This window comes from Arthrobacter zhaoxinii (assembly GCF_024385505.1).
GTDB classification, from domain to species: Bacteria; Actinomycetota; Actinomycetes; order Actinomycetales; family Micrococcaceae; genus Arthrobacter_B; species Arthrobacter_B zhaoxinii.
Genome location: NZ_JANFLT010000001.1, coordinates 531193 through 550143 on the forward strand (window position 1 = coordinate 531193; position 18951 = coordinate 550143).

Consider the following 18951-nt stretch of genomic DNA (forward strand, 5'->3'; position numbering starts at 1 on the left):
CACTACCGTCCAAAACGGCAGGTTCAACAGTCAGCTTACTATTTGGATCCTACCCAAGCAGACGGGACCGGATGAGGAAGCGCTTTCCCTCGGGCGCTTCCACGGAAAACCCACTCCCCCGTCCCGTCACTACGTCCACGGTCAGATGGGTGTGTTTCCAGTACTCAAACTGCTCACGCGACATCCAGAACTCCAGTTCGTCACCCTCCACATCGAAGACGCCCAGGAGCACGTCCGCTTCTGAGGTGAGGAACTCTCCCTTTGGATAACACATGGGCGAGGACCCGTCGCAGCAGCCGCCTGACTGGTGGAACATCAGCTCACCGTGGATCGGCCGCAGCCGCAGCAGCAGTTCTAGAGCCTCGGGGGTCAGTGCCACCCGGGAAAAATTCTCTCCGGGCAGCGCTGCAGCCGCGTCCAGCTCAGAAGCAATCGAGGAATCCATCAGTATCCAATCACTACACGGCCGTCGACTCGGCCTTCCCGGAGTTCAGTCATTACATCGTTTATCTCGTCCAGGCTGCGGACGGTGATATTGGGGTGGATCAGTCCGCGGTCATAGAAGTCAATCGCCTCGGCCAGGTCCTGGCGCGTGCCCACGATCGACCCCCGGATGGTGAGGCCCTTCAGTACAGTGTCAAAGATCGGGGCCGGAAAGTCTCCCGGCGGCAGCCCGACAAAGACAATCGTTCCGCCGCGCCGGGCCATGCCGATGGCCTGGCCGAACGCCGCCGGATGCACCGCGGTGACAAGTATTGCGTGGGCACCGCCGATCTTCTCCTGGATAACCCCGGCCGGGTCCTCGTTACGTGCATTAACCACGATCTCGGCCCCGTACCTCGTGGCCAGCTCCAGCTTTTCGTCGGCGATGTCTACGGCGGCGACGCGCAGTCCCATGGCAACGGCATACTGCACAGCCACGTGTCCCAGACCGCCTATGCCGGAGATGACGACCCATTGACCGGGCCGTGCCTCACTGACTTTCAGTCCTTTGTAGACCGTGACGCCCGCGCAGAGGACCGGTGCGATTTCCCGCGGATCGGCTCCTTCCGGGATGCGCGCCGCAAAACGCGCATCCACCAGCATGTACTGGCCGAAGGAGCCGTCCACGGAGTAACCGCTGTTCTTCTGCTGCTCACACAACGTTTCCCACCCGGTCCGGCAGTACTCGCACACACCGCAGGCGTAGGCGAGCCAGGCGTTGCCCACCATGTCACCCGGGTGCAGGTCGGTGACCCCTTCACCAACCTGCACCACTTCTCCCACCCCCTCGTGGCCGGGGATGAACGGCGGAGTCGGCTTCACGGGCCAGTCGCCGTCGGCAGCATGGAGGTCCGTATGGCAGACGCCCGTGGCCACTAGTTTGACGAGCGCCTGCCCCGGACCCGGATCAAGTACTGCAACCTCCTCGACGGAGAGTCCTTCACCGAGTTGGTTCACTACTGCTGCCTGCATGCTGGCCATGGGGTCCTCTTTCCATCAACAGAACAAGAAGGAACAAGTGAAAGGCGAGTGACACCCCAGCCTAGGCGCGTGCGGAGACCGCTTAGAAGAACCCCTGCTTGTTTTCGGCGTAGCTGACCAGCAGGTTCTTGGTCTGCTGGTAGTGGTCCAGCATCATGGCGTGGTTCTCGCGGCCGATACCGGAGGACTTGTAGCCACCGAAGGCGGAATGGGCAGGATAGGCGTGGTAATTGTTGACCCACACCCGCCCGGCCTGGATATCCCGGCCCGCCCGGTACGCAGTGTTGCCGTCCCGGGACCAGACACCTGCGCCAAGCCCGTACAGGGTGTCATTGGCAATGGCCATGGCCTCGCCGTAGTCGGAGAACCGGGTCACTGAAACTACCGGGCCGAAGATCTCCTCCTGGAAGATGCGCATGTTGTTGGTGCCCTCGAACACGGTCGGCTGGACGTAGAAGCCGCCGGCAAGGTCGCCGTCGAGGTGGGCTCGCTCGCCTCCGGCCAGGAGCTTTGCGCCCTCCTGCTTGCCGATATCCAGGTAGGACAGGATCTTCTCCAACTGGTCGTTGGAAGCCTGTGCACCCACCATGGTGTTGGTATCGAGCGGATTGCCCTGGATGATCTGTGCCGTGCGGGCCAGCGCGTCGGCCATGAAGGAGTCATACATGGAGTCCTGCACCAGGGCACGGGACGGGCAGGTGCAGACCTCGCCCTGGTTCAGGGCGAACATGTTGAAGCCTTCGAGTGCCTTGTCGTAGAAGGAATCATCGGCGGCTGCGACGTCGGCAAAGAAGATGTTCGGGCTCTTGCCGCCCAGTTCGAGGGTGACCGGAATCAGGTTCTGGCTGGCGTACTGCATGATCAGCCGGCCCGTGGTGGTCTCACCCGTAAAGGCGATCTTCCGGATCCGGTTCGAGGATGCCAGCGGTTTGCCTGCTTCCACGCCGAAGCCGTTCACCACGTTCAGCACGCCTGCCGGCAGCAGGTCCGCGATCAGCTCCATCAGCACCAGGATCGACGTCGGCGTCTGCTCAGCAGGCTTCAGCACGATCGCATTGCCCGCAGCGAGCGCCGGAGCCAGTTTCCAGACGGCCATGAGGATCGGGAAGTTCCAGGGAATGATCTGCCCCACCACGCCGAGCGGCTCGTGGAAATGGTACGAGGTGGTGTTGTCATCAAGCTGGGAGATGCCGCCCTCCTGCGCGCGGATGGCGCCGGCGAAGTAGCGGAAGTGGTCGATGGCCAGCGGCAGGTCTGCGGCCAGGACTTCCCGGATCGGCTTGCCGTTGTCCCAGGTTTCGGCGACGGCGAGCATCTCGAGGTTGGCTTCCATCCGGTCCGCGATGCGGGTCAGGACCAGGGCACGTTCGGCCACCGCGGTCTTGCCCCAGGCTCCTGCGGCCTTGTGGGCGGCGTCCAGCGCGAGGTCAATGTCAGCAGATGTGCCGCGGGCTACTTCGCAGAACGGGCGGCCGTTGATCGGCGAGATGTTCTCGAAGTACTGTCCCTTGACCGGGGCTACCCATTCCCCGCCGATCCAGTTCTCGTAGCGCGGTTTGAAGGTGACTTTCGATCCTTCGGTGCCTGGCTGTGCATAAACGGTCATGATGGGCTCCTTGTGCGTTCGACGTCGATGTCGGTTGCGGACATCCCCGAGGCTACGGAACGCAACGTTGCAAGCAGGTTGCAACGACCGAATCCGGTCAGGCCAGGTCCCGCTCGATGCGCTCCAGGGCCGCGGCGACGGCGGCCCGGCGGGGCGAGCGCGGCGGAAGAACCCGCAGGGCACGCTGCCAGGCCTCGGCGTCGTGCTCCGCTTCCGGCAAGTGCAGGTACTGCAGCAGGGCGTCCGGCCCGGCGTCGGACAGCATCGCCTGCCGCAGGACGGCCGAGACGTCGCCGCGCAGCCGGATGAGGGCAGGGGCTTCGGAGCGCGGCAGCACCTGTCCCCGGTACATCCCCAGCGCCAGCCGGTGTGCCCCCTGTTCCAGGAACCTCAGGACCTGCGCGGCGTCCACCACCAGCGGCCTGGCCAGGCGGTAGGGGCGGGAGCGCGGGACCAGCGGTTCGGCCGGTGTTCCGGCGGCGACGGTTTCCATCAGGTTGCGCAGCCGCAGCATCTCCGCCCGCACCGTGCCCGCCTGTCCGCCGTCCGGGTACGCGAGTGCGGCCAGCTCCTCGGCGGTAAGGCCGCCGGGGTGCAGGGCCAGCACGGCCAGCAGCTCCCCGTGCCGGGAGCTGAGTTCCACGGACCCGCCCCGGGTATGCAGCACCGCACGTTCCCGGCCCAGCAGCTCCAGGCGTTCCGTGTCGCTGGCGGGCGGTGACGCCGGGCGGCCTGCACTACGGCGCGGCGGCGCTCCGAAGCCGGCGAGGGATCCCTGCTGCGGGGCGTCTCGGTCTGCCTGCAGTCGCTGGACCTGGAGCCCGGCTTCCGCGGCAGCGACTGCTGCCCGGATAAGGGCCAGGGTATGCGGGGCGACGGCTTCGGGACCTCCGGTAACGTCCACAACGCCGAGCACGGAGCCGGTGTCCGGGTCATGCACGGGTACGGCGGTGCAGCTCCAGGAGTGGACGAGCCGGCTGAAGTGTTCCGGCCCGGCAATCTGCACGTCGGAGCCGGTAGCGAGGGCGGTTCCGGGGGCACTGGTGCCGACAGTGCGTTCGGACCAGTCCGCGCCGGGAACAAACAGCATGTCTTCGGCGCGCCGGCGCAGCACCGCGTCGCCGTCTACCCACAGCAGCCGGCCCAGCTCATCCCCCACAGCCACCAGCAGCCCGGAGTCCTCTCCCGGCTCCACCAGCAGGCGGCGGATGACCGGCATCACGGCAGAGAGCGGATGGGCCGCACGATAGCGGGCCAGGGCGTCGTCGTCGAACACTAATTCCGGACGCGGGACATCCGGATCCGGGTGGTGCTGAAGCGACCGCACCCAGGACTCCCGGACGGAAGGCCGCAGCCGCTCCAGCCATCCGCTGCCGGAGGAGAGCGCCTCATGCGCCCGCACCGCGTTCCGGCGTAAGGCTTCCGCAGGTATCCGCGGCAGGACGCCGGACGGCCCGTTCAGGGCAACACTTTGATTCTGCGCCGCAATGCGCACGGCCCCCGCCTATCCACGCTGACAATCGGACAACGTCTTCCGTAACGGACGCTGCCCGGTGAGGGAACAACAACTCTTCGTTGGAACATGCTCCCATGCGCGGACCGGCGGGGGCCAGAGGAACTGCGGTTTACCGGCGAACGGTTACTCGCCGCGGGAAATGCGGGTCATTTCCTCGCGGTCAACCACCTTGACGCGCTCGCGGACGAGTTCTCCGGTCAGCGGGTCGGGGTGGATGTAGGAGGCGCCGAGGCTGCGCTCGTAGGCATCCAGTTTCAGCCAGCCCTCCCACGTTGTGTACTTGACGCCGCGCTCCTCGAGCAGGTCGGTGATCGACGACGGGTCCGGGTGCGTGGCTGCCGGCAGGTTCAGCCGGTCCTCCAGCAGGAATCCGATGGTTTCCAGCGCATCGCCCTTGGTGTGCCCGATCAGGCCGACGGGGCCGCGCTTGATCCAGCCCGTGGTGTAGATGCCCGGCACCGGTGCGCCGTCTTCGTTGATGACGCGGCCGCCCTCGTTGGGAATCACGCCGCGCTGCGCGTCGTAGCCCACCTCGGGCAGCTCGGAACCGAAGTAGCCGATGGCCCGGTAGACGGCCTGGACCGGGTAATCCACAATCTCCCCGGTGCCGCGCACGTTTCCGGTGCCGTCCAGCTCGGTCCGCTCGAACTTCATGCCGGCGACCTTGCCGGGGTTGGAGGGATCGTCGTAGATCTCCACCGGGCTGTGCAGGAAGTGCAGGTGCAGGCGGCGGGAAGCCCCCGTGTCCTGCTCCTCCACGAGCCAGTTGGTGAGGGTATTGACCATGGTCTTGGTCTGGTTGTTGGTGCGGATCTGCTCGTCGGAGCCCTCGTCGAATTCGAAGTCCTCGGGGTACAGGACGATATCGACGTCACGCGAATGCGAGAGTTCACGCAGCTCCAGCGGCGTGAACTTCACCTGCGCCGGTCCGCGCCGGCCGAAGATGTGCACGTCGGTGACCGGGGACTTCTTCAGGCCCTCGTAGACGTTCGTCGGAATTTCCGTCGTAAGCAGGTCGTCAGCGTGCTTGGAGAGGATGCGGGCGACGTCGAGGGCCACGTTGCCGTTGCCGATCACTGCCACTTCCTTGGCGTCCAGCGGCCATTCCCGCGGGACGTCCGGGTGGCCGTCATACCAAGACACAAATTCCGCACCGCCGAAGGAACCCTCGAGGCCGACGCCGGGCACGTTCAGCGGGGCGTCCTTGATGGCTCCGGTGGCGAAGATGATGGCGTCATAGAAGTGCCGGAAATCCGCCAGGGTCAGGTCGCGGCCGTAGTTGACGTTGCCGAGGAACCGGATGTCACCCCGGTCCAGGACCTTGTGCAGGGCATTGACGATCCCCTTGATGCGCGGGTGGTCCGGAGCGACTCCGTAGCGGATGAGGCCGTAGGGCGCAGGGTACTGGTCGAAGAGGTCAATGCTGACCTCGAAGTCCCGGTCGGCTTTGGTAAGGATGTCGGCGGCGTAAACACCGGCGGGGCCTGCGCCGATAATGGCGACCCTCAAAGGACGCTGGGCGCTGTCCGCGGCAGGGTTTGTCACTGATAGTCCTTCTTCTCTTCTGAGCTTCTGGGTGCGCAATTAACACACAGTTGTTTATTCTAAATGCCGGGTTCGCCGTCGTCTAAACGGTCCGGAAAAGCGCCCGGAAGGCCTCCCGGGAATACGTCTCCGCACCTGCGTGTTAAGCACCACGTGCCTTACTCAAAACCCGTGCCCGCCGTCCGCGGCGTCCGTAACGCTGCAGCCGATGCCGGCGTCGTCCCGTCCCCCGGTAGTTCCGCGTCTGCGGGCGCGTCGTCGTCTGATCCGGGGTCGGGAGACCTGGCGTCGTCCGGGAAGCCGGGGACGTCCGGAACGCCGGCGGCAGGCCAGCCGGGGACGTCCGGAACGCCGGCGGCAGGCCGCGAAAACCTGCCCGGCATTCTCTTTGGAGTCGGCGCGTACGGGCTCTGGGGCCTGCTGCCGCTCTACTTCATGGTTCTCAAACCGGCGGGAGCGGTGGAAATCGTAGCCAACCGCGTCGTCTGGTCCCTGGTCTTCTGCGCCATCCTGCTCACCGTCATGCGGGCCTGGAAGCCGATGCTCGCTGCCGGCCGAAATCCGCGGACGGTGGGAACACTTGCCGGCGCCGCCCTGTTGATCGCTGTGAACTGGCTGACATATTCATGGGCGGTGCTGAACGAACACGCAGTGGAAGCAGCACTGGGCTACTTCATCAACCCGCTCGTGTCGGTTCTGCTTGGCGTACTGGTGCTCAAGGAAAAGCTGCGTCCGCTGCAGTGGGCGGCCATGGCAGTGGGGTTCATTGCCGTGCTGGTGCTGGCACTGGCGTACGGCACCGTGCCGTGGGTGGCCCTGGCCTTGGCGTTCAGCTTCGGGTTTTACGGATTGGTCAAGAAGGGCATCGGCTCCCGCGTTGACGCGGTCTCCAGCCTGACCATTGAAACGGCAGTCCTCACACCTATCGCCGCAGGCGTCATGATCTGGCTGTCCATGACCGGTGCCGCAACCCTGACCTCCAACGGTGCGGGGCACTTTTGGCTTCTGGTCGCCTCCGGCGTCATTACCGCCGTGCCGCTGATCTTCTTCGGCGCTGCTGCCCGCCGCCTGCCCCTGTCCACGGTGGGACTGCTGCAGTACCTGGCGCCCACCCTGCAGTTCATCCTGGCCCTGACCGTCTTCAAGGAGGCCATGCCGCCTGAGCGTTGGGCAGGCTTCGGTCTGGTCTGGCTCGCGCTGGTGATGCTGACCATCGACATGATCGGCGGTCCGCGGCGCAAGCGTAGGCTGCGTGCTGCCGCTGCCGTCTAGCGGGTGCGCCGGGGCTGCGTGTTGCCGCTGCCGTCTAGCGGGTGTGGCGGGGCTGCGTGTTGCCGCTGTCGTCTAGCGGGCGTGCCGGGGGCTGCGTGCTGCGCTGCCGTCTAGCAGCGGGTGTGCCGGGGCTGTGCGCTGCCGCTGGCCTCTAGCGGATGCGCCGGGGCTGCGCCGCGGGTGAGCGGGCCCCCGACCAGTCCTCTACAGCTCGCTTCTTTGCCGGGCGTCCGCCGTGTTATCCCCGGCGCCGAGGGGTGCGGCAGGCGCCTGCCGGTCGGTGCGCCACGCTTGTCGTATGGCTTTGGAACCATTGAACGAGTTACAGCTGCCGACCGGATTTCCCTCGGTGGATGCATCCGGCGTGTCACTGGTTCACCAGGCTGAACTAGCCCTTAGCGCAGCATCTACTCTGCGTGCGGAAGCGACAGAGGATTGGGAGCTTCTCAGCCTTCAGGATGCCGTGGAGTTCGCCTCTGCGGTCGAGGAAATCTCCCGCATCGCCGACTACCTGAAGTTAACCGCCGCTGCTGCCGTTGACCGACAGCGTCCTGCCCGGACGTTCAGTACCGCAGACGGGGTGCGGGATTCCGAAGCGGGGCAGGACCCCGGCACAGCATCCCCTTCCTCCACAGCTCTCCCTTCCTCGCCGGTGCCCGGCGGGCGATGGCGTGAGTTTAGGAGCACAGCAGATTTTCTTCGTTCCCGGCTGCGTATCTCCCGGGGAGACGCTCGTCGCCGACTGGCTCTTGCCGCGTCTGTCCTTCCCCGGCAGGCACTGACGGGTGAATCACTGCAACCGGTGTATCCCCTGCTTGCCGACGCATGCGCCGAGGCCACCCTGGCGGCCTCGGACGTGGACGTCATTGCCCACGCCCTGGAGGAAGCGCTGCCCCGGCTGGAACCGGAAGCGCTTAGGGCCATGGAGAAACAGCTCACGGATATCGGCTCTCATCAAGACCACGACTTCCTCGTCCGCACGGCAAAACACTGGATTGCCCTTCTGGACCAGGACCAGCCGCCCAGCGAGGAAGAGCTCAGCCGTTTCCAGGGAATCTTCCCGGGCCGGCGGCGGAACGGATTGAACCATCTGCACATCTACTGCACCGACGAGCAGCACGAAGCACTAACCACGCTGACCAACAGTGCCGCCAATCCGCACCAGACGGGGCCTGCGGGAAACCCACCCGCATCCAGCGGGCAAACGATTCCAACGACGGTGGAAGCAACCACCGGGCCCGGGCCTGACCTTCCGGATCGACTGCCTCGGCCGACCCGCCCGCAAATGCTGCTCGAGGGGCTACTCGCGGCCGTCCGCGCGGCTCTTTCATCCGGCGGTCTGCCAGCTGCCGGAGGTCTGCGGCCTCAGGTTATGGTCACCATCAGCCATGAGGCCCTCCTGTCCGGATTAGCGAATGGACCCGACAGCGATGTCGCTGGCAGGAACATGAAGCCATCGGAACCGGGAAATCCGAAGAGTCGGGACGACGCTACCGACCCGAATCATCAGCACCTTCACACCGTCGATCCTGGCAGCACCCGCCACAGTAAACCTTCCGGGAGCCGGAGTACCCGGGAGCGTCCCGCACCCGGCAGCGCTGCCTTCACCGGACCTATCGGGGTAAGGGAGGTTCGGAAACTGGCCTGCGATGCGGATCTGATTCCTGTCGTCCTGGGAACCGAAGGGCAGGTCCTGGATCTGGGACGAGCGGCACGACTCTTCCCGCCGCACCTGCGCAAGGCGCTGCAGGCCAGGGACCGCGGCTGCACTTTTCCGGGCTGCACTATCCCGGGGCCGTGGACGGAGGCTCATCACGCCACGTTCTGGGAGCACGGAGGAGGCACGGACCTCGGGAATGGAATGCTGCTGTGCTCGTTCCACCACCACCTGATCCACCAGGAGAAATGGCGGGCTTACATGCGGGCAGGAGTTCCATGGTTCGTGCCGCCGCCCTACGTTGATCCGGACCGCCGACCGCTGCGGAACGCCTACTTCCATCCGGAATTCCTCACATCATGAAACGGTGCCGTGACTGCGTAGGACGTGCGGCACATGCAACGCCCCCACTGACCGCCAATAACAAGGAAGGGGCACCGCAGCCGGAACGAGCCGCAATGCCCCTTGTTGAGCCAGCGCTGTGCAGGCTCCGGTGGGCGAGCAGCACCCGCCCGCAAATTCTGCCTTTTCTCCTAGAAACCCCATGTTGTACTAAGACGTCCATGGCATGCGTACAAAACTGCCCTTCACCGCCCCGTTGGCAACGGGAGGTGAAGGGCAGCGTTCGCTGTGTTTCTTGTCTATGCCTGGCGCGTGCGGCGCTGGGCCATAACGACGGCGGCGGTACCGGCGACCACCAGAAGACTTCCGAGCACGGCCGTCAGCAGCTGCCAGGAAGCCAGGCCGGTCGCGGCCAATTCTCCCCCTGCAACACCGGTGGGCATGGCTGCCGAAACCTCCGCAGTCGGGGCAGCGGCTTCCAGACCCGTCTCCGTGCCTGCTGCAGCCCCCAGGACCGTCACGGACTCCTCAATGGAGAAGGACTGCCAGCCGACAAACTCGGTTCCGAGCGTCAGCGCAACCCGGTGGTCACCCGCGGGCAGATCTGCAGGAACATCAACAGCAAGAATTCCCGCGGAATCGGCAGTCATGGTTCCGAGATCAATGGCGTTCGAATGCAAGACCACGCGGTAGGCCGCATTCGGTTCCAGGCCGCTCAGAGTCAAGAAGCTTCCACGGGGAGTGGCTACGAAACCGCCGCGGTTGGCCTCGGTGAGGTTCGCGTCGTTCCACGGATCGATCGCGGCCGGGGCCTTGGGGGCGGCCTTTACAGCTGCGGCATCGGTGGCCGGCTTTGATTCAACAGTATCTTCGCCGGCTTTCTCATCGACGTTCGCTGTCGGCAGCTGTGCGGGCGCCGGTTCTGACACGGTCTCGTCGACCACGGGGGTTGGCACTTCTACCGGTGCGTCTGTCTCAGCGGGGGCAGCCGGTTCAACAATCGGCTGATTCTTTTCCGCTGCAGCCTCCTCAGCGGCGGCCTTCTCGGCTGCGGCGTTATCAGCCTGTGCCTTCGCGGCGGCGGCAGTCTCAGCAGCGGCCTTCTCAGCGGCAGCAGTCTCGGCAGCGGCCTTCTCGGCGGCAGCCCTGTCAGCGTCTGCCTTCGCGGCGGCGGCAGACTCAGCAGCCCTGTCGGCCTCGGCCTTCTCAGCAGCAGCCTTCTCGGCAGCGCCAGTGTCAGCTCCCGCCTTGTCCGCGGCATCCTTCTCAGCTGCGGCTCTCTCGGCAGCGGCCCTGTCAGCCTCGGCCTTCTCGGCAGCAGCGTTGTCGGCTGCGGCTTTCTCAGCGGCAGCCCTGTCAGCCTCGGCCTTCTCAGCGGCAGCGTTGTCGGCTGCGGCCTTCTCAGCAGCAGCCTTCTCGACGGCGACCCTCTCGGACTCCTCCCGTGCGGCGGCTTCCTGCTTGGCCTTCTCTGCCGCGTCATCCACCACTGGCTGCGGAGCGGGCGCAACCGGCTGTCCGCCACCGCTGCCCGGATACGTCCCGAAGTCTGCAGTGATCAGATAAGCACCTTCGTTAGGACCCGCTGTCAGGCGCACCGCCCCTATACCCACGTCCGTGAAGGACGGGTTGAGCATGTTCATGTTGTGCGGTCCGGAGTTCACCCACCAGTAAAACGCCTGGTCGACGTCGTAGTTCCAGACAATGTTCTCCGACCAGCCCTGTAAACCGGCGGGATATCCGGCCGGCAGGGTCGGGTTGTGCCCGTAGGTGTAGGCGCCGGCGCTTTCAGCACCAACGGCGGAACCAGCGGTCCATTCCTGGGCAACGGAACCGATCTGCGGGTTCCAAGCCAGCGGTGCGAGTCCCGACTCCGCACGGTAGTTGTTAATCAGGCTGAACATCCGGCCCGCAGTCTGAGCCTCCGATGTGGCTGCCGACGCGGTAGGAAGCGCCACGAGGGCACTCACCACGGTAATCAGGGCAACCGCCAAGGCGCTTACAGGTTTTCTTACACGCACTACAAAGTCCTCTGCGTCCGGACCCGCAGGGCCCTGGTCTGCCCGCGCTGGAGAGATCAGCAATCGGGGGCGCCCGCCATACCGGGGGCGCCCCGCGAATCTACACGACGTAGATCACGCAAACAACACCAGTCACATTGGTGACGCTGCTAAACCCGGACGCCTCGAGTTATGAGAGGCGCCCGCGGACGGCAGCTTCCAGCACGTCCAGTGCGTCCAGCAGCAGGTCGTCACCGATGGTCAGCGGCGGCAGCAGCCGGATCACATTTCCGTAGGTGCCGCAGGTCAGAACAATGACGCCCTCCTGCAGGCAGGCTGCCGCGACAGCCTTCGCCGCCTCGGCGTCGGGCGCCTTGGTACCCGGCCGGACGAATTCCATGGCGAGCATGGCACCGCGTCCGCGGACATCGCCAACGACGCCGCTTTCCACCGCAAGTGCCTGCAGCCGGGGCAGCACAAGCTCCTCGATGCGCCGTGCCCGGCCGGCCAAATCCTGGCTGACCATGGTGTCCATTGCCGCCAGGGCAGCTGCACAGGCCACCGGGTTGCCGCCGTACGTGCCGCCCAGACCTCCGGGATGGACAGCGTCGAGCAGCTCCGCACGCCCGGTAACGGCGGAGAGCGGCATACCGCCGGCGATGCCCTTGGCCATGGTGATCAGGTCCGGAACCACTCCTTCGTGCTGCACCGCGAACCATTCACCGGTGCGGCAGAAACCGGACTGCACCTCGTCGGCAATGAAGACCACGCCGTTGGCACGTGCCCACTCGGCAAGCCGCGGCAGGAAGCCTTCGGCAGGGACAATGAAGCCGCCCTCACCCTGGATCGGTTCAATCAGAAGCGCGGCAAGCTGGTCCGCGCCGATCTGCTTCTCGATGGCCAGGATGGCACGGTCTGCGGCCTCTGCACCGGTGATGTCCGGATTCTCCTCGCGGAACGGATAACTCATGGGCATCCGGTAGATCTCGGAAGCGAACGGACCGAAGCCGGTCTTGTAGGGCATCGCCTTCGCGGTCAGTCCCATAGTGAGGTTGGTGCGGCCGTGGTAGGCGTGGTCGAAAGCGACGACGGCGTCGCGTCCGGTTGCCGAACGGGCAATCTTTACGGCGTTCTCCACGGCTTCCGCGCCGGAGTTGAACAGCACGGTCCGTTTCTCGAAGTCCCCCGGAGTGACCTCCGCGAGACGTTCGGCAACGGCCACGTACCCCTCGTAGGGCGTCACCATGAAGCACGTGTGGGTGAAGTGCTCCACCTGTTCCTGCACGGCAGCGACGACGGCAGGGTCGGAAGCGCCCACGCTGGTCACGGCAATACCCGAACCGAGGTCGGTGAAGGCGTTGCCGTCCACATCCATGATGATCCCGCCGTCCGCGTCAGCCGCGTATACGGGAACGCTGGAGGCAACCCCCCTGGGCACCACGGCAGCACGGCGTGCTGCCAGTGCAGCGGATTTCGGGCCCGGGAAAATGCCGGTAATCCGGCGTCGCTGTTCAAGGCGGTAGCTGGGGGTAATAACGGGTGTACTCATGGAGCTGCCTTTCGGAGGTACCGCTGAAGGAGTAGGGAAACGGGCGCAGGCCTAGGCGTCCAGTGCGCTCATCACATGCTTGATGCGGGTGTAGTCCTCCACGCCGTACATGGAGAGGTCCTTGCCATAGCCGGAGCTCTTGAAGCCGCCGTGCGGCATTTCGGCCGTGAGCATGATGTGGGTGTTGATCCAGACCGCGCCGAAATCCAGATCCCGGGACAGGCGCATCGCGCGGCCGTGGTTCGTGGTCCAGACACTGGAGGCCAGGGCGTATTCGACGTCGTTGGCCATGTCCACGGCCTGCTCTTCGGTGTCGAATTTCTGCACGGTGATGACGGGACCGAAGGTTTCCTTCTGCACCACGTCGTCGTCCTGGCGCGCTCCGGTGATGACGGTGGGTTCGAAGAAGAATCCCTTGGACCCGGCCCTCCGTCCGCCGGTCTCCACGCGGCAATGCGCGGGCAGTGCTTCGATCACGGCGTTCACCGAGTTGAAGTGGTTGATGTTGTTGAGCGGGCCGAAGTAGTTTTCCTCGTCGTTGTCGCTGCCGGTCCGAAGTTCCTTCGCCGCAGCCACGAGCTTGTCCACGAGGGCGTCGTGCACGGAATCCTCCACCAGCACGCGCGTGATGGCGGTGCAGTCCTGACCGGCGTTGAAGAACGCGAACTCGGCAATGGCTGTGGCAGTCCGGTCCAGGTCGGCATCCGCGAAAACAACTGCAGGCGCTTTGCCGCCCAGTTCCAGGTGGGCCCGCTTGAGGGTCTTTGCGGCTCCGGAAGCCACGGCAACACCTGCCCGCACCGAGCCGGTGATGGAGACCAGGCCGGGCACGGGGTGCTCCACCATCAGCGCACCGGTCTCACCGGTGCCAAGGACCACGTTGAGCACGCCGGCAGGGAAGATGTCCGCCGCCAGACGGGCAAGGACCAACGTGGATTCGGGGGTCGTGTCGGACGGCTTGAGGACCACCGTGTTTCCGGCGGCCAAGGCAGGACCGATCTTCCATACCGCCATCAGCAGCGGATAGTTCCATGGGGCCACCTGGGCGACGACGCCGATCGGCTCGCGGCGGATGAAGGACGTGAACCCCTCCATGTACTCCCCGGCAGACTTGCCCTCCAGAAGCCTGGCTGCACCGGCAAAAAAGCGAAGCTGGTCCGCGCCAACGGCTACTTCCTCTGCAGCAATCAGCGAGCGCACCTGTCCGGTATTCCGGTGCTGCGCTTCCACCAGTTCGTCGGAATTGGATTCCAGGGCATCGGCCAGGCGAAGCAGCATGCGCTGGCGGTCGCTGGGAGTAGTGCGCTTCCAGGTGCGGAACGCAGCGGCGGCTGCGTCCATCGCTGCGTCGACGTCGGCCTGCACGGAGACCGGCGACACGGCAACCACTTCGCCGTTGGTCGGATTCACGACATCCAGTACGTCGATTCCGCGGGAGGGGACAAAAGCCCCGTTGATGAAGTTCTGCAATGTCTCAGCCATGCCGGACGTCCTTTCGGGGCGGGCGCTGCGTAGGTGGTTCCCTCAAACCTACTGTGAAGCACCTCTCACACGAAGGGCCACCTGCACAGCCCCACAGTACGACCGCAGTGCAACCGCCTAAAGTTCTCCACCTATAGTGGTGCAATGCCCATCACACTTTCGGACCTGCTGGCTGCGGGCGGCCTGGAATTGACGCGTCACGGATCCTCCGAGCTCTCCGATGAGCCCATTCAGTGGGTGGCCGTCACGGAGCTGGAGGATCCCTCCCCTTTCCTCGGCGGCGGCGAGGTGGTTTTGACCACGGGGCTGCGGCACCGCAGCAGTGCGGCCCAGCACCGCTTTGTACAGAGCGTCAAACGCGCCGGCGCGCTTGGGATCGGGTTCGGCACGGGACTCAGCCATGACACGGTGCCGGTTCCCCTGCTGGCCGAGGCGGACCGCTTGGGACTCCCCGTGTTCGAGGTCCCCTACCGCACCCCCTTTATGGCCCTGGGGAAGCTTGTTGCGGATTCCCTCTCCGCCGAGCACGTCACCCAGCTCCACCAGCTGCTTTCCGCCCATCAGGTTCTGGCGGAGGCGCTGCTCAGCGGCAAGGGACTGCCCCGGCTACTAACGGAACTGTCCAGCCTGGTGAAGGCCGACGTCGCCCTGTTCCAATACGGTGCTCCGGTCTTCGCCACAGCCGAGCCGGATGCCTCCTGGCCGCGGATCCCTATCCCCACCGGAATGCGGGACCGCTGCACGCTGGCCATTGCGGAACCGTCCGTGCAGCCGGACATTGTTGCTTATGCGCAAAGCCTGATCGGGGTAGAACTGAGCAACCAGGCGGCACGGCGGGCCAGCAGCAGGAAGGTCACCGGACAACTCCTGGGAGACGTGGTGGACGGCCTGCTCTCGGGACGGGACGCAGCTGTGAGGCTTCAGGCAGCCGGCATCAACGCTGACCGGCGGCAGGCCGTGCTTCTGGTGGAGGTGGCCTCCGGCCAGATCCGTGCGCTGCCTGCACTGCCGCTGCCTGCAGAATTCAGCGGCACGCCCACAGCCATCCATGAAAGCCGCCTCGCCCTGGTGGTTCCCGCGGCGGTAGCCAGTGGGCTGGCCGGGAAGTTGAGCGACTACCTCTTCGGTGCCGGACTGACGGCAAAGGTGGGGATCGGCGGTTCCTACACTGAACCCGCGGGACTGCGCTGGAGCTACTTCGAGGCACGGGAAGCACTGCGGAACGGTGCGTCAGTGAACGAACCCGAGCGCTTGAACCTGACCTCCCTCCTGATGGCCAGCCGTGATGTTCCACTCACCGATCTGGCTGCCGAAGCCCTGGACCCGCTGGTTGCCTTCGACGACCGGCACGGTGCGCACCTGATCCCCACCCTGAACGCGTACCTGCTCCTGAACGGATCAGTGGCCGCCGTTGCCGCGGATCTGGGCCTGCACCGCAACACTGTCCGCTACCGGCTGGCGCAGATTGCGGAGCTCACCGGGTACGACCCGGCGGTCACCGCCGACCGGGTGCACCTCTACTTGGCGCTGAACGTCCGCCGTCTGGGCGGTTAACCTGTAGGAATGACTACCACCGCGCAGGCCAGGACCGTCCGCTGGCAGGGTCAGGATGATCCGGACCGCACGGACACTGCAGTGGTGTCTTTCCGGGACCGGGAACTTGCCGCCGCGGGCACCTCGATCACCTCCGAATACCGGGCGTCCTGGACCCTGTCCACCACCCCGGGCTGGGTCACCCGCCGGCTGACGGTGGAGGTGAAGGGCAAGGGCTGGTCGCGAAGCCTGCAGCTCGAACGCAGCACCCAGGGCCGATGGAGCGCCGAGACAACCACGTCCGGCCTCACGGACCTGCCCGCCCCCGGTATCGCAGACCCCCGCAGCTTGGATGAGGCCCAGGACTGCGACCTTGGCCTGTGCCCGCTCACCAACACCATGCCGATCCTGAGGCTGGACCTGCTGAATGACTCCGCTCCCCCGGATGAAACAGAGCTGACCATGGCCTGGGTGGAAATGCCCAGCCTGCGGGTGCTCCCCGGAAAACAGGTCTACTCGCAGGTTCGGGCCTATTCGGCGGACCCGGGCCACGCCGTCGTCCTCTACAGCTCGGCCAACCGCGGGTTCACCGCCGAACTCACCGTTGATGCCGACGGCACCGTCATCGACTATCCCGGGTTGGCAACGCGCCTGCCGTAGGTCCGCCGGCGTCCGGACCGGGTCCGTGACCCGGCTAGGATTGGAATACATCCACTCACCGCACGCTTGGAGACCTCATGAGTGAAATTTTCCTGGATCGATTCCGCGCCCTGGTCCCCAAGTATCTTGAGGACAACTGGCGGGAGGAAGACGGCATCCCCGAGCGGGAGCTGGACTCCATGCTGGCCGCCCACGATTTCACCATCCCGCTGGTGCTGCGCGAGTTCTACCTTGCCGTCGGCGGCTGCGAAGACCTCATGGAGGCCTTCCACTTCTTCTGGGATCCGGACGAGCTCGAGATCGAAGACGGCTACCTGCTGTTCCTCGAAGACGAGGACGAGAAGTTTGTCTGGGGCATCCGTGCGGACCAGCTGGACGTTCCGGATCCCATTGTCTGGCGGCGCAACAACGCCCGCGGTGACTGGCAGAGCGAGGAAGGCACGCTGAGCGAGTACGTCCTGGACATGTTCGAGTGGATTTTCGAAGAGGATGAGGACGAGGACTGAGCCTTCAATGAGGGACGTTTTCCGCGCAGAAACCTGGCAGAGCCATGCACCCGAGGGCTATGAGTGCCCGTTCTGCGACCTGGCCTCCGGCGAGCTCCGGTATCCCGGCAATCTGTGCGAGCCCGGCGACCTGATCTACTCCGACGACCTGGTCCTTGCGTTCATCGCTTCCCACGGCTTCGACCCGGAGCCGGGACATGTTCTCGTCACGCCTCGGGAGCACTACGAGCTGCTCTATGAACTGCCCGACGACGTCGCGGCGCGGATCATGCTGGTAACCCGGGACATGGCGGTGGCCATCAAGAAAGCGTGGAACCCCGACGGCGTCACCACCCGCCAGCACAACGAGCCTGCCGGCAGCCAGCACGTCTGGCACTACCACCAGCATGTACTCCCCCGCTGGACCGACGACGGTCTGTACTTCACGCCGAAACGGCCCATCGTGCCGCCCGCTGTACGTGCCCGCAAGGCCGCAGAGCTGCGCGCCGCCCTGGAGACGGCCAACCAGCACTGATCCGCCGGACCGGAAGGTCTGGGCCCGGGCTGATCCGGTCCACAGGCCCGAGGGCCGTCAGGCCGAGACACGGTCCACAGGCCCGAGGGCCGTCAGGCCGGGACACGGCCCCAGGGCCCCGTCCCGAGACCGCTCCCCCGCACGCGGCCAGCGGCACGCGGCCAGCGACCACCGACCGGCCGGGCACCCGGCAGTAGCCGCTAGACCTCGCGGTTGACGACTGCCCGGGCAAAGGCGGCCAGGGCTTCCTTCACCACGGAGTCCGGCAGCGGCGCCAGGGCGGCAACTGCATCTTCGGACCAGCTGCGGGCCACTTCCCAGGACTGCTCAGTCACCGGGCTGCTGCGCAGCGCTTCTACGGCTTCGGCCAGGGCCTCGTCAGAGCTGAGGTCCCTTTCCACCAGCTCCAGTACGGCAGCGGCGTCGCTGTCCCCGCCGGCAGCAGCACGACGGAGCAGCAGCACGGGCAGGGTGGGAACGCCTTCACGCAGATCGGTGCCGGGAGTTTTCCCGGACTTGACCTGCACCCCGGTGACGTCGATGACGTCGTCGGCCAGCTGGAAGGCGATACCCACCTTCTCGCCGTATTCGACCATGATGTCAATGACATCCTGGCCGGCTCCGGAGAACAGTGCACCGAACTGGCCGGAAGCGGCAATCAGGGAACCTGTCTTGTCCGCAATGACGGAGAGGTAGTGTTCCAGCGGATCCTGGCCCTCGGCAGGGCCGACGGTTTCATGCAGCTGGCCCAGGCACAGCCGCTCGAACGTGTGGGCCTGGATAGCCAGGGCCGGACCGCCCAGAGCGGAAACCAGACTGGAAGCGCGCGCAAAGATGAGGTCGCCGGTAAGCACGGCCACCGAATTGCCCCAGATTTCATGTGCTGTAGGTGCGCCGCGGCGGTACGGTGCTTCGTCCATCACGTCGTCGTGGTAGAGCGTGGCTAAATGCGTCAACTCAACAACCACGGCCGACTGGATGACCTTGTCGGGCGCATCCTCTGCACCGAGATGGGACGCCAGCAGCGTCAGGAGCGGACGGATCCGCTTGCCGCCGGCCTCCACGAGGTGCCGGGAGGTGGTGTCGGCGAAAGGATCGGAGTTCGCGACGGCTTCACGCAGCCGCACTTCCACCTGCTCCAGGGATGCGGCCATCGAAGGGCCGAGCCTCGGGTCCTCCGCCAGCAGGGCGAACCCCGGCGGCAGGGCGGAAGTGCTCGGCGCGGTCTCCGGGCTGGTATTGGTGGATTCAGTCACTGTTCAAGACTCACTATTTGTCGGAACGGGTGGACACAACAGGCATTGA

15 protein-coding genes are annotated in these 18951 nt (G+C 65.5%); 6 read left to right on the forward strand and 9 right to left on the reverse strand.

Annotated features, from left to right (window positions below; all coding sequences use genetic code 11):
• Window positions 1-49 precede the first annotated feature (49 nt).
• The 5 genes from NNX37_RS02505 to NNX37_RS02525 form a co-directional block, all read right to left on the reverse strand.
• On the reverse strand, window positions 50-445 hold the full coding sequence (locus NNX37_RS02505) for a DUF779 domain-containing protein (RefSeq protein WP_255790673.1): 396 nt from the start codon (window positions 443-445) through the stop codon (window positions 50-52).
• Complete coding sequence (gene adhP, locus NNX37_RS02510; protein WP_255790675.1) at window positions 445-1464, reverse strand: alcohol dehydrogenase AdhP; 1020 nt, start codon at window positions 1462-1464, stop codon at window positions 445-447. The genes NNX37_RS02505 and adhP overlap by 1 nt, the downstream gene beginning before the upstream one ends.
• Window positions 1465-1546: 82 nt before the next feature.
• Window positions 1547-3070 carry an acetaldehyde dehydrogenase ExaC gene (gene exaC, locus NNX37_RS02515; RefSeq protein WP_255790678.1) on the reverse strand — a complete coding sequence of 508 codons (1524 nt, stop codon included), beginning with the start codon at window positions 3068-3070 and terminating at the stop codon, window positions 1547-1549.
• A gap of 97 nt (window positions 3071-3167) precedes the next feature.
• On the reverse strand, window positions 3168-4565 hold the full coding sequence (locus NNX37_RS02520; protein WP_255790682.1) for a GAF domain-containing protein: 1398 nt from the start codon (window positions 4563-4565) through the stop codon (window positions 3168-3170).
• 144 nt (window positions 4566-4709) lie between these two features.
• Window positions 4710-6131 (reverse strand): FAD-dependent oxidoreductase, encoded by a 1422-nt coding sequence (locus NNX37_RS02525; protein WP_255790683.1) that lies wholly within the window; start codon window positions 6129-6131, stop codon window positions 4710-4712.
• Window positions 6132-6302: 171 nt separating this feature from the next.
• On the opposite strand from NNX37_RS02525, the gene rarD reads away from it, so the two are divergent.
• The gene (rarD, locus tag NNX37_RS02530; protein WP_407079905.1) at window positions 6303-7403 is read left to right on the forward strand and encodes an EamA family transporter RarD; all 1101 of its coding nucleotides are present in this window, start codon (window positions 6303-6305) and stop codon (window positions 7401-7403) included.
• Between the two features lie 298 nt (window positions 7404-7701).
• Complete coding sequence (locus tag NNX37_RS02535) at window positions 7702-9423, forward strand: HNH endonuclease signature motif containing protein (protein ID WP_255790684.1); 1722 nt, start codon at window positions 7702-7704, stop codon at window positions 9421-9423.
• Window positions 9424-9701: 278 nt separating this feature from the next.
• On the opposite strand, the gene NNX37_RS16650 is transcribed toward NNX37_RS02535, so the two are convergent.
• The 3 genes from NNX37_RS16650 to NNX37_RS02550 form a co-directional block, all read right to left on the reverse strand.
• The gene (locus NNX37_RS16650; RefSeq protein ID WP_255790685.1) at window positions 9702-11423 is read right to left on the reverse strand and encodes a CAP domain-containing protein; all 1722 of its coding nucleotides are present in this window, start codon (window positions 11421-11423) and stop codon (window positions 9702-9704) included.
• 169 nt (window positions 11424-11592) lie between these two features.
• The gene (gene gabT, locus NNX37_RS02545; protein ID WP_255790686.1) at window positions 11593-12951 is read right to left on the reverse strand and encodes a 4-aminobutyrate--2-oxoglutarate transaminase; all 1359 of its coding nucleotides are present in this window, start codon (window positions 12949-12951) and stop codon (window positions 11593-11595) included.
• A 51-nt stretch (window positions 12952-13002) separates the two neighbouring features.
• Entirely contained in the window at window positions 13003-14433 is a 1431-nt protein-coding gene (locus NNX37_RS02550) for a gamma-aminobutyraldehyde dehydrogenase (RefSeq protein WP_255790687.1), read from the reverse strand.
• 144 nt (window positions 14434-14577) lie between these two features.
• Here NNX37_RS02550 and NNX37_RS02555 point away from each other — a divergent pair, with 144 nt between their 5' ends.
• From NNX37_RS02555 to NNX37_RS02570, 4 genes are all read left to right on the forward strand, one after another.
• Window positions 14578-15987, forward strand: coding sequence for a PucR family transcriptional regulator (locus NNX37_RS02555; RefSeq protein WP_255790688.1), 1410 nt, complete (start codon window positions 14578-14580; stop codon window positions 15985-15987).
• Between the two features lie 9 nt (window positions 15988-15996).
• Complete coding sequence (locus NNX37_RS02560) at window positions 15997-16626, forward strand: putative glycolipid-binding domain-containing protein (RefSeq protein ID WP_255790689.1); 630 nt, start codon at window positions 15997-15999, stop codon at window positions 16624-16626.
• Window positions 16627-16703: 77 nt separating this feature from the next.
• On the forward strand, window positions 16704-17132 hold the full coding sequence (locus tag NNX37_RS02565; RefSeq protein WP_255790690.1) for a hypothetical protein: 429 nt from the start codon (window positions 16704-16706) through the stop codon (window positions 17130-17132).
• A 7-nt stretch (window positions 17133-17139) separates the two neighbouring features.
• On the forward strand, window positions 17140-17646 hold the full coding sequence (locus NNX37_RS02570; protein WP_255790691.1) for an HIT family protein: 507 nt from the start codon (window positions 17140-17142) through the stop codon (window positions 17644-17646).
• Between the two features lie 200 nt (window positions 17647-17846).
• Here the strand turns inward: NNX37_RS02570 and NNX37_RS02575 are convergent, their stop codons facing one another.
• Entirely contained in the window at window positions 17847-18902 is a 1056-nt protein-coding gene (locus tag NNX37_RS02575) for a polyprenyl synthetase family protein (protein ID WP_255790693.1), read from the reverse strand.
• Between the last annotated feature and the right edge of the window lie 49 nt (window positions 18903-18951).

Coding starts and splice junctions, on each gene's coding strand:
- NNX37_RS02565 (WP_255790690.1), top strand. CDS start 16,704: ATGAGTGAAATTTTCCTGGATCGATTCCGCGCCCTGGTCCCCAAGTAT.
- NNX37_RS02535 (WP_255790684.1), top strand. CDS start 7,702: ATGGCTTTGGAACCATTGAACGAGTTACAGCTGCCGACCGGATTTCCC.
- NNX37_RS02560 (WP_255790689.1), top strand. CDS start 15,997: ATGACTACCACCGCGCAGGCCAGGACCGTCCGCTGGCAGGGTCAGGAT.
- NNX37_RS02570 (WP_255790691.1), top strand. CDS start 17,140: ATGAGGGACGTTTTCCGCGCAGAAACCTGGCAGAGCCATGCACCCGAG.
- adhP (WP_255790675.1), bottom strand. CDS start 1,464: ATGGCCAGCATGCAGGCAGCAGTAGTGAACCAACTCGGTGAAGGACTC.
- gabT (WP_255790686.1), bottom strand. CDS start 12,951: ATGAGTACACCCGTTATTACCCCCAGCTACCGCCTTGAACAGCGACGC.
- NNX37_RS02550 (WP_255790687.1), bottom strand. CDS start 14,433: ATGGCTGAGACATTGCAGAACTTCATCAACGGGGCTTTTGTCCCCTCC.
- exaC (WP_255790678.1), bottom strand. CDS start 3,070: ATGACCGTTTATGCACAGCCAGGCACCGAAGGATCGAAAGTCACCTTC.
- NNX37_RS02555 (WP_255790688.1), top strand. CDS start 14,578: ATGCCCATCACACTTTCGGACCTGCTGGCTGCGGGCGGCCTGGAATTG.
- NNX37_RS02505 (WP_255790673.1), bottom strand. CDS start 445: ATGGATTCCTCGATTGCTTCTGAGCTGGACGCGGCTGCAGCGCTGCCC.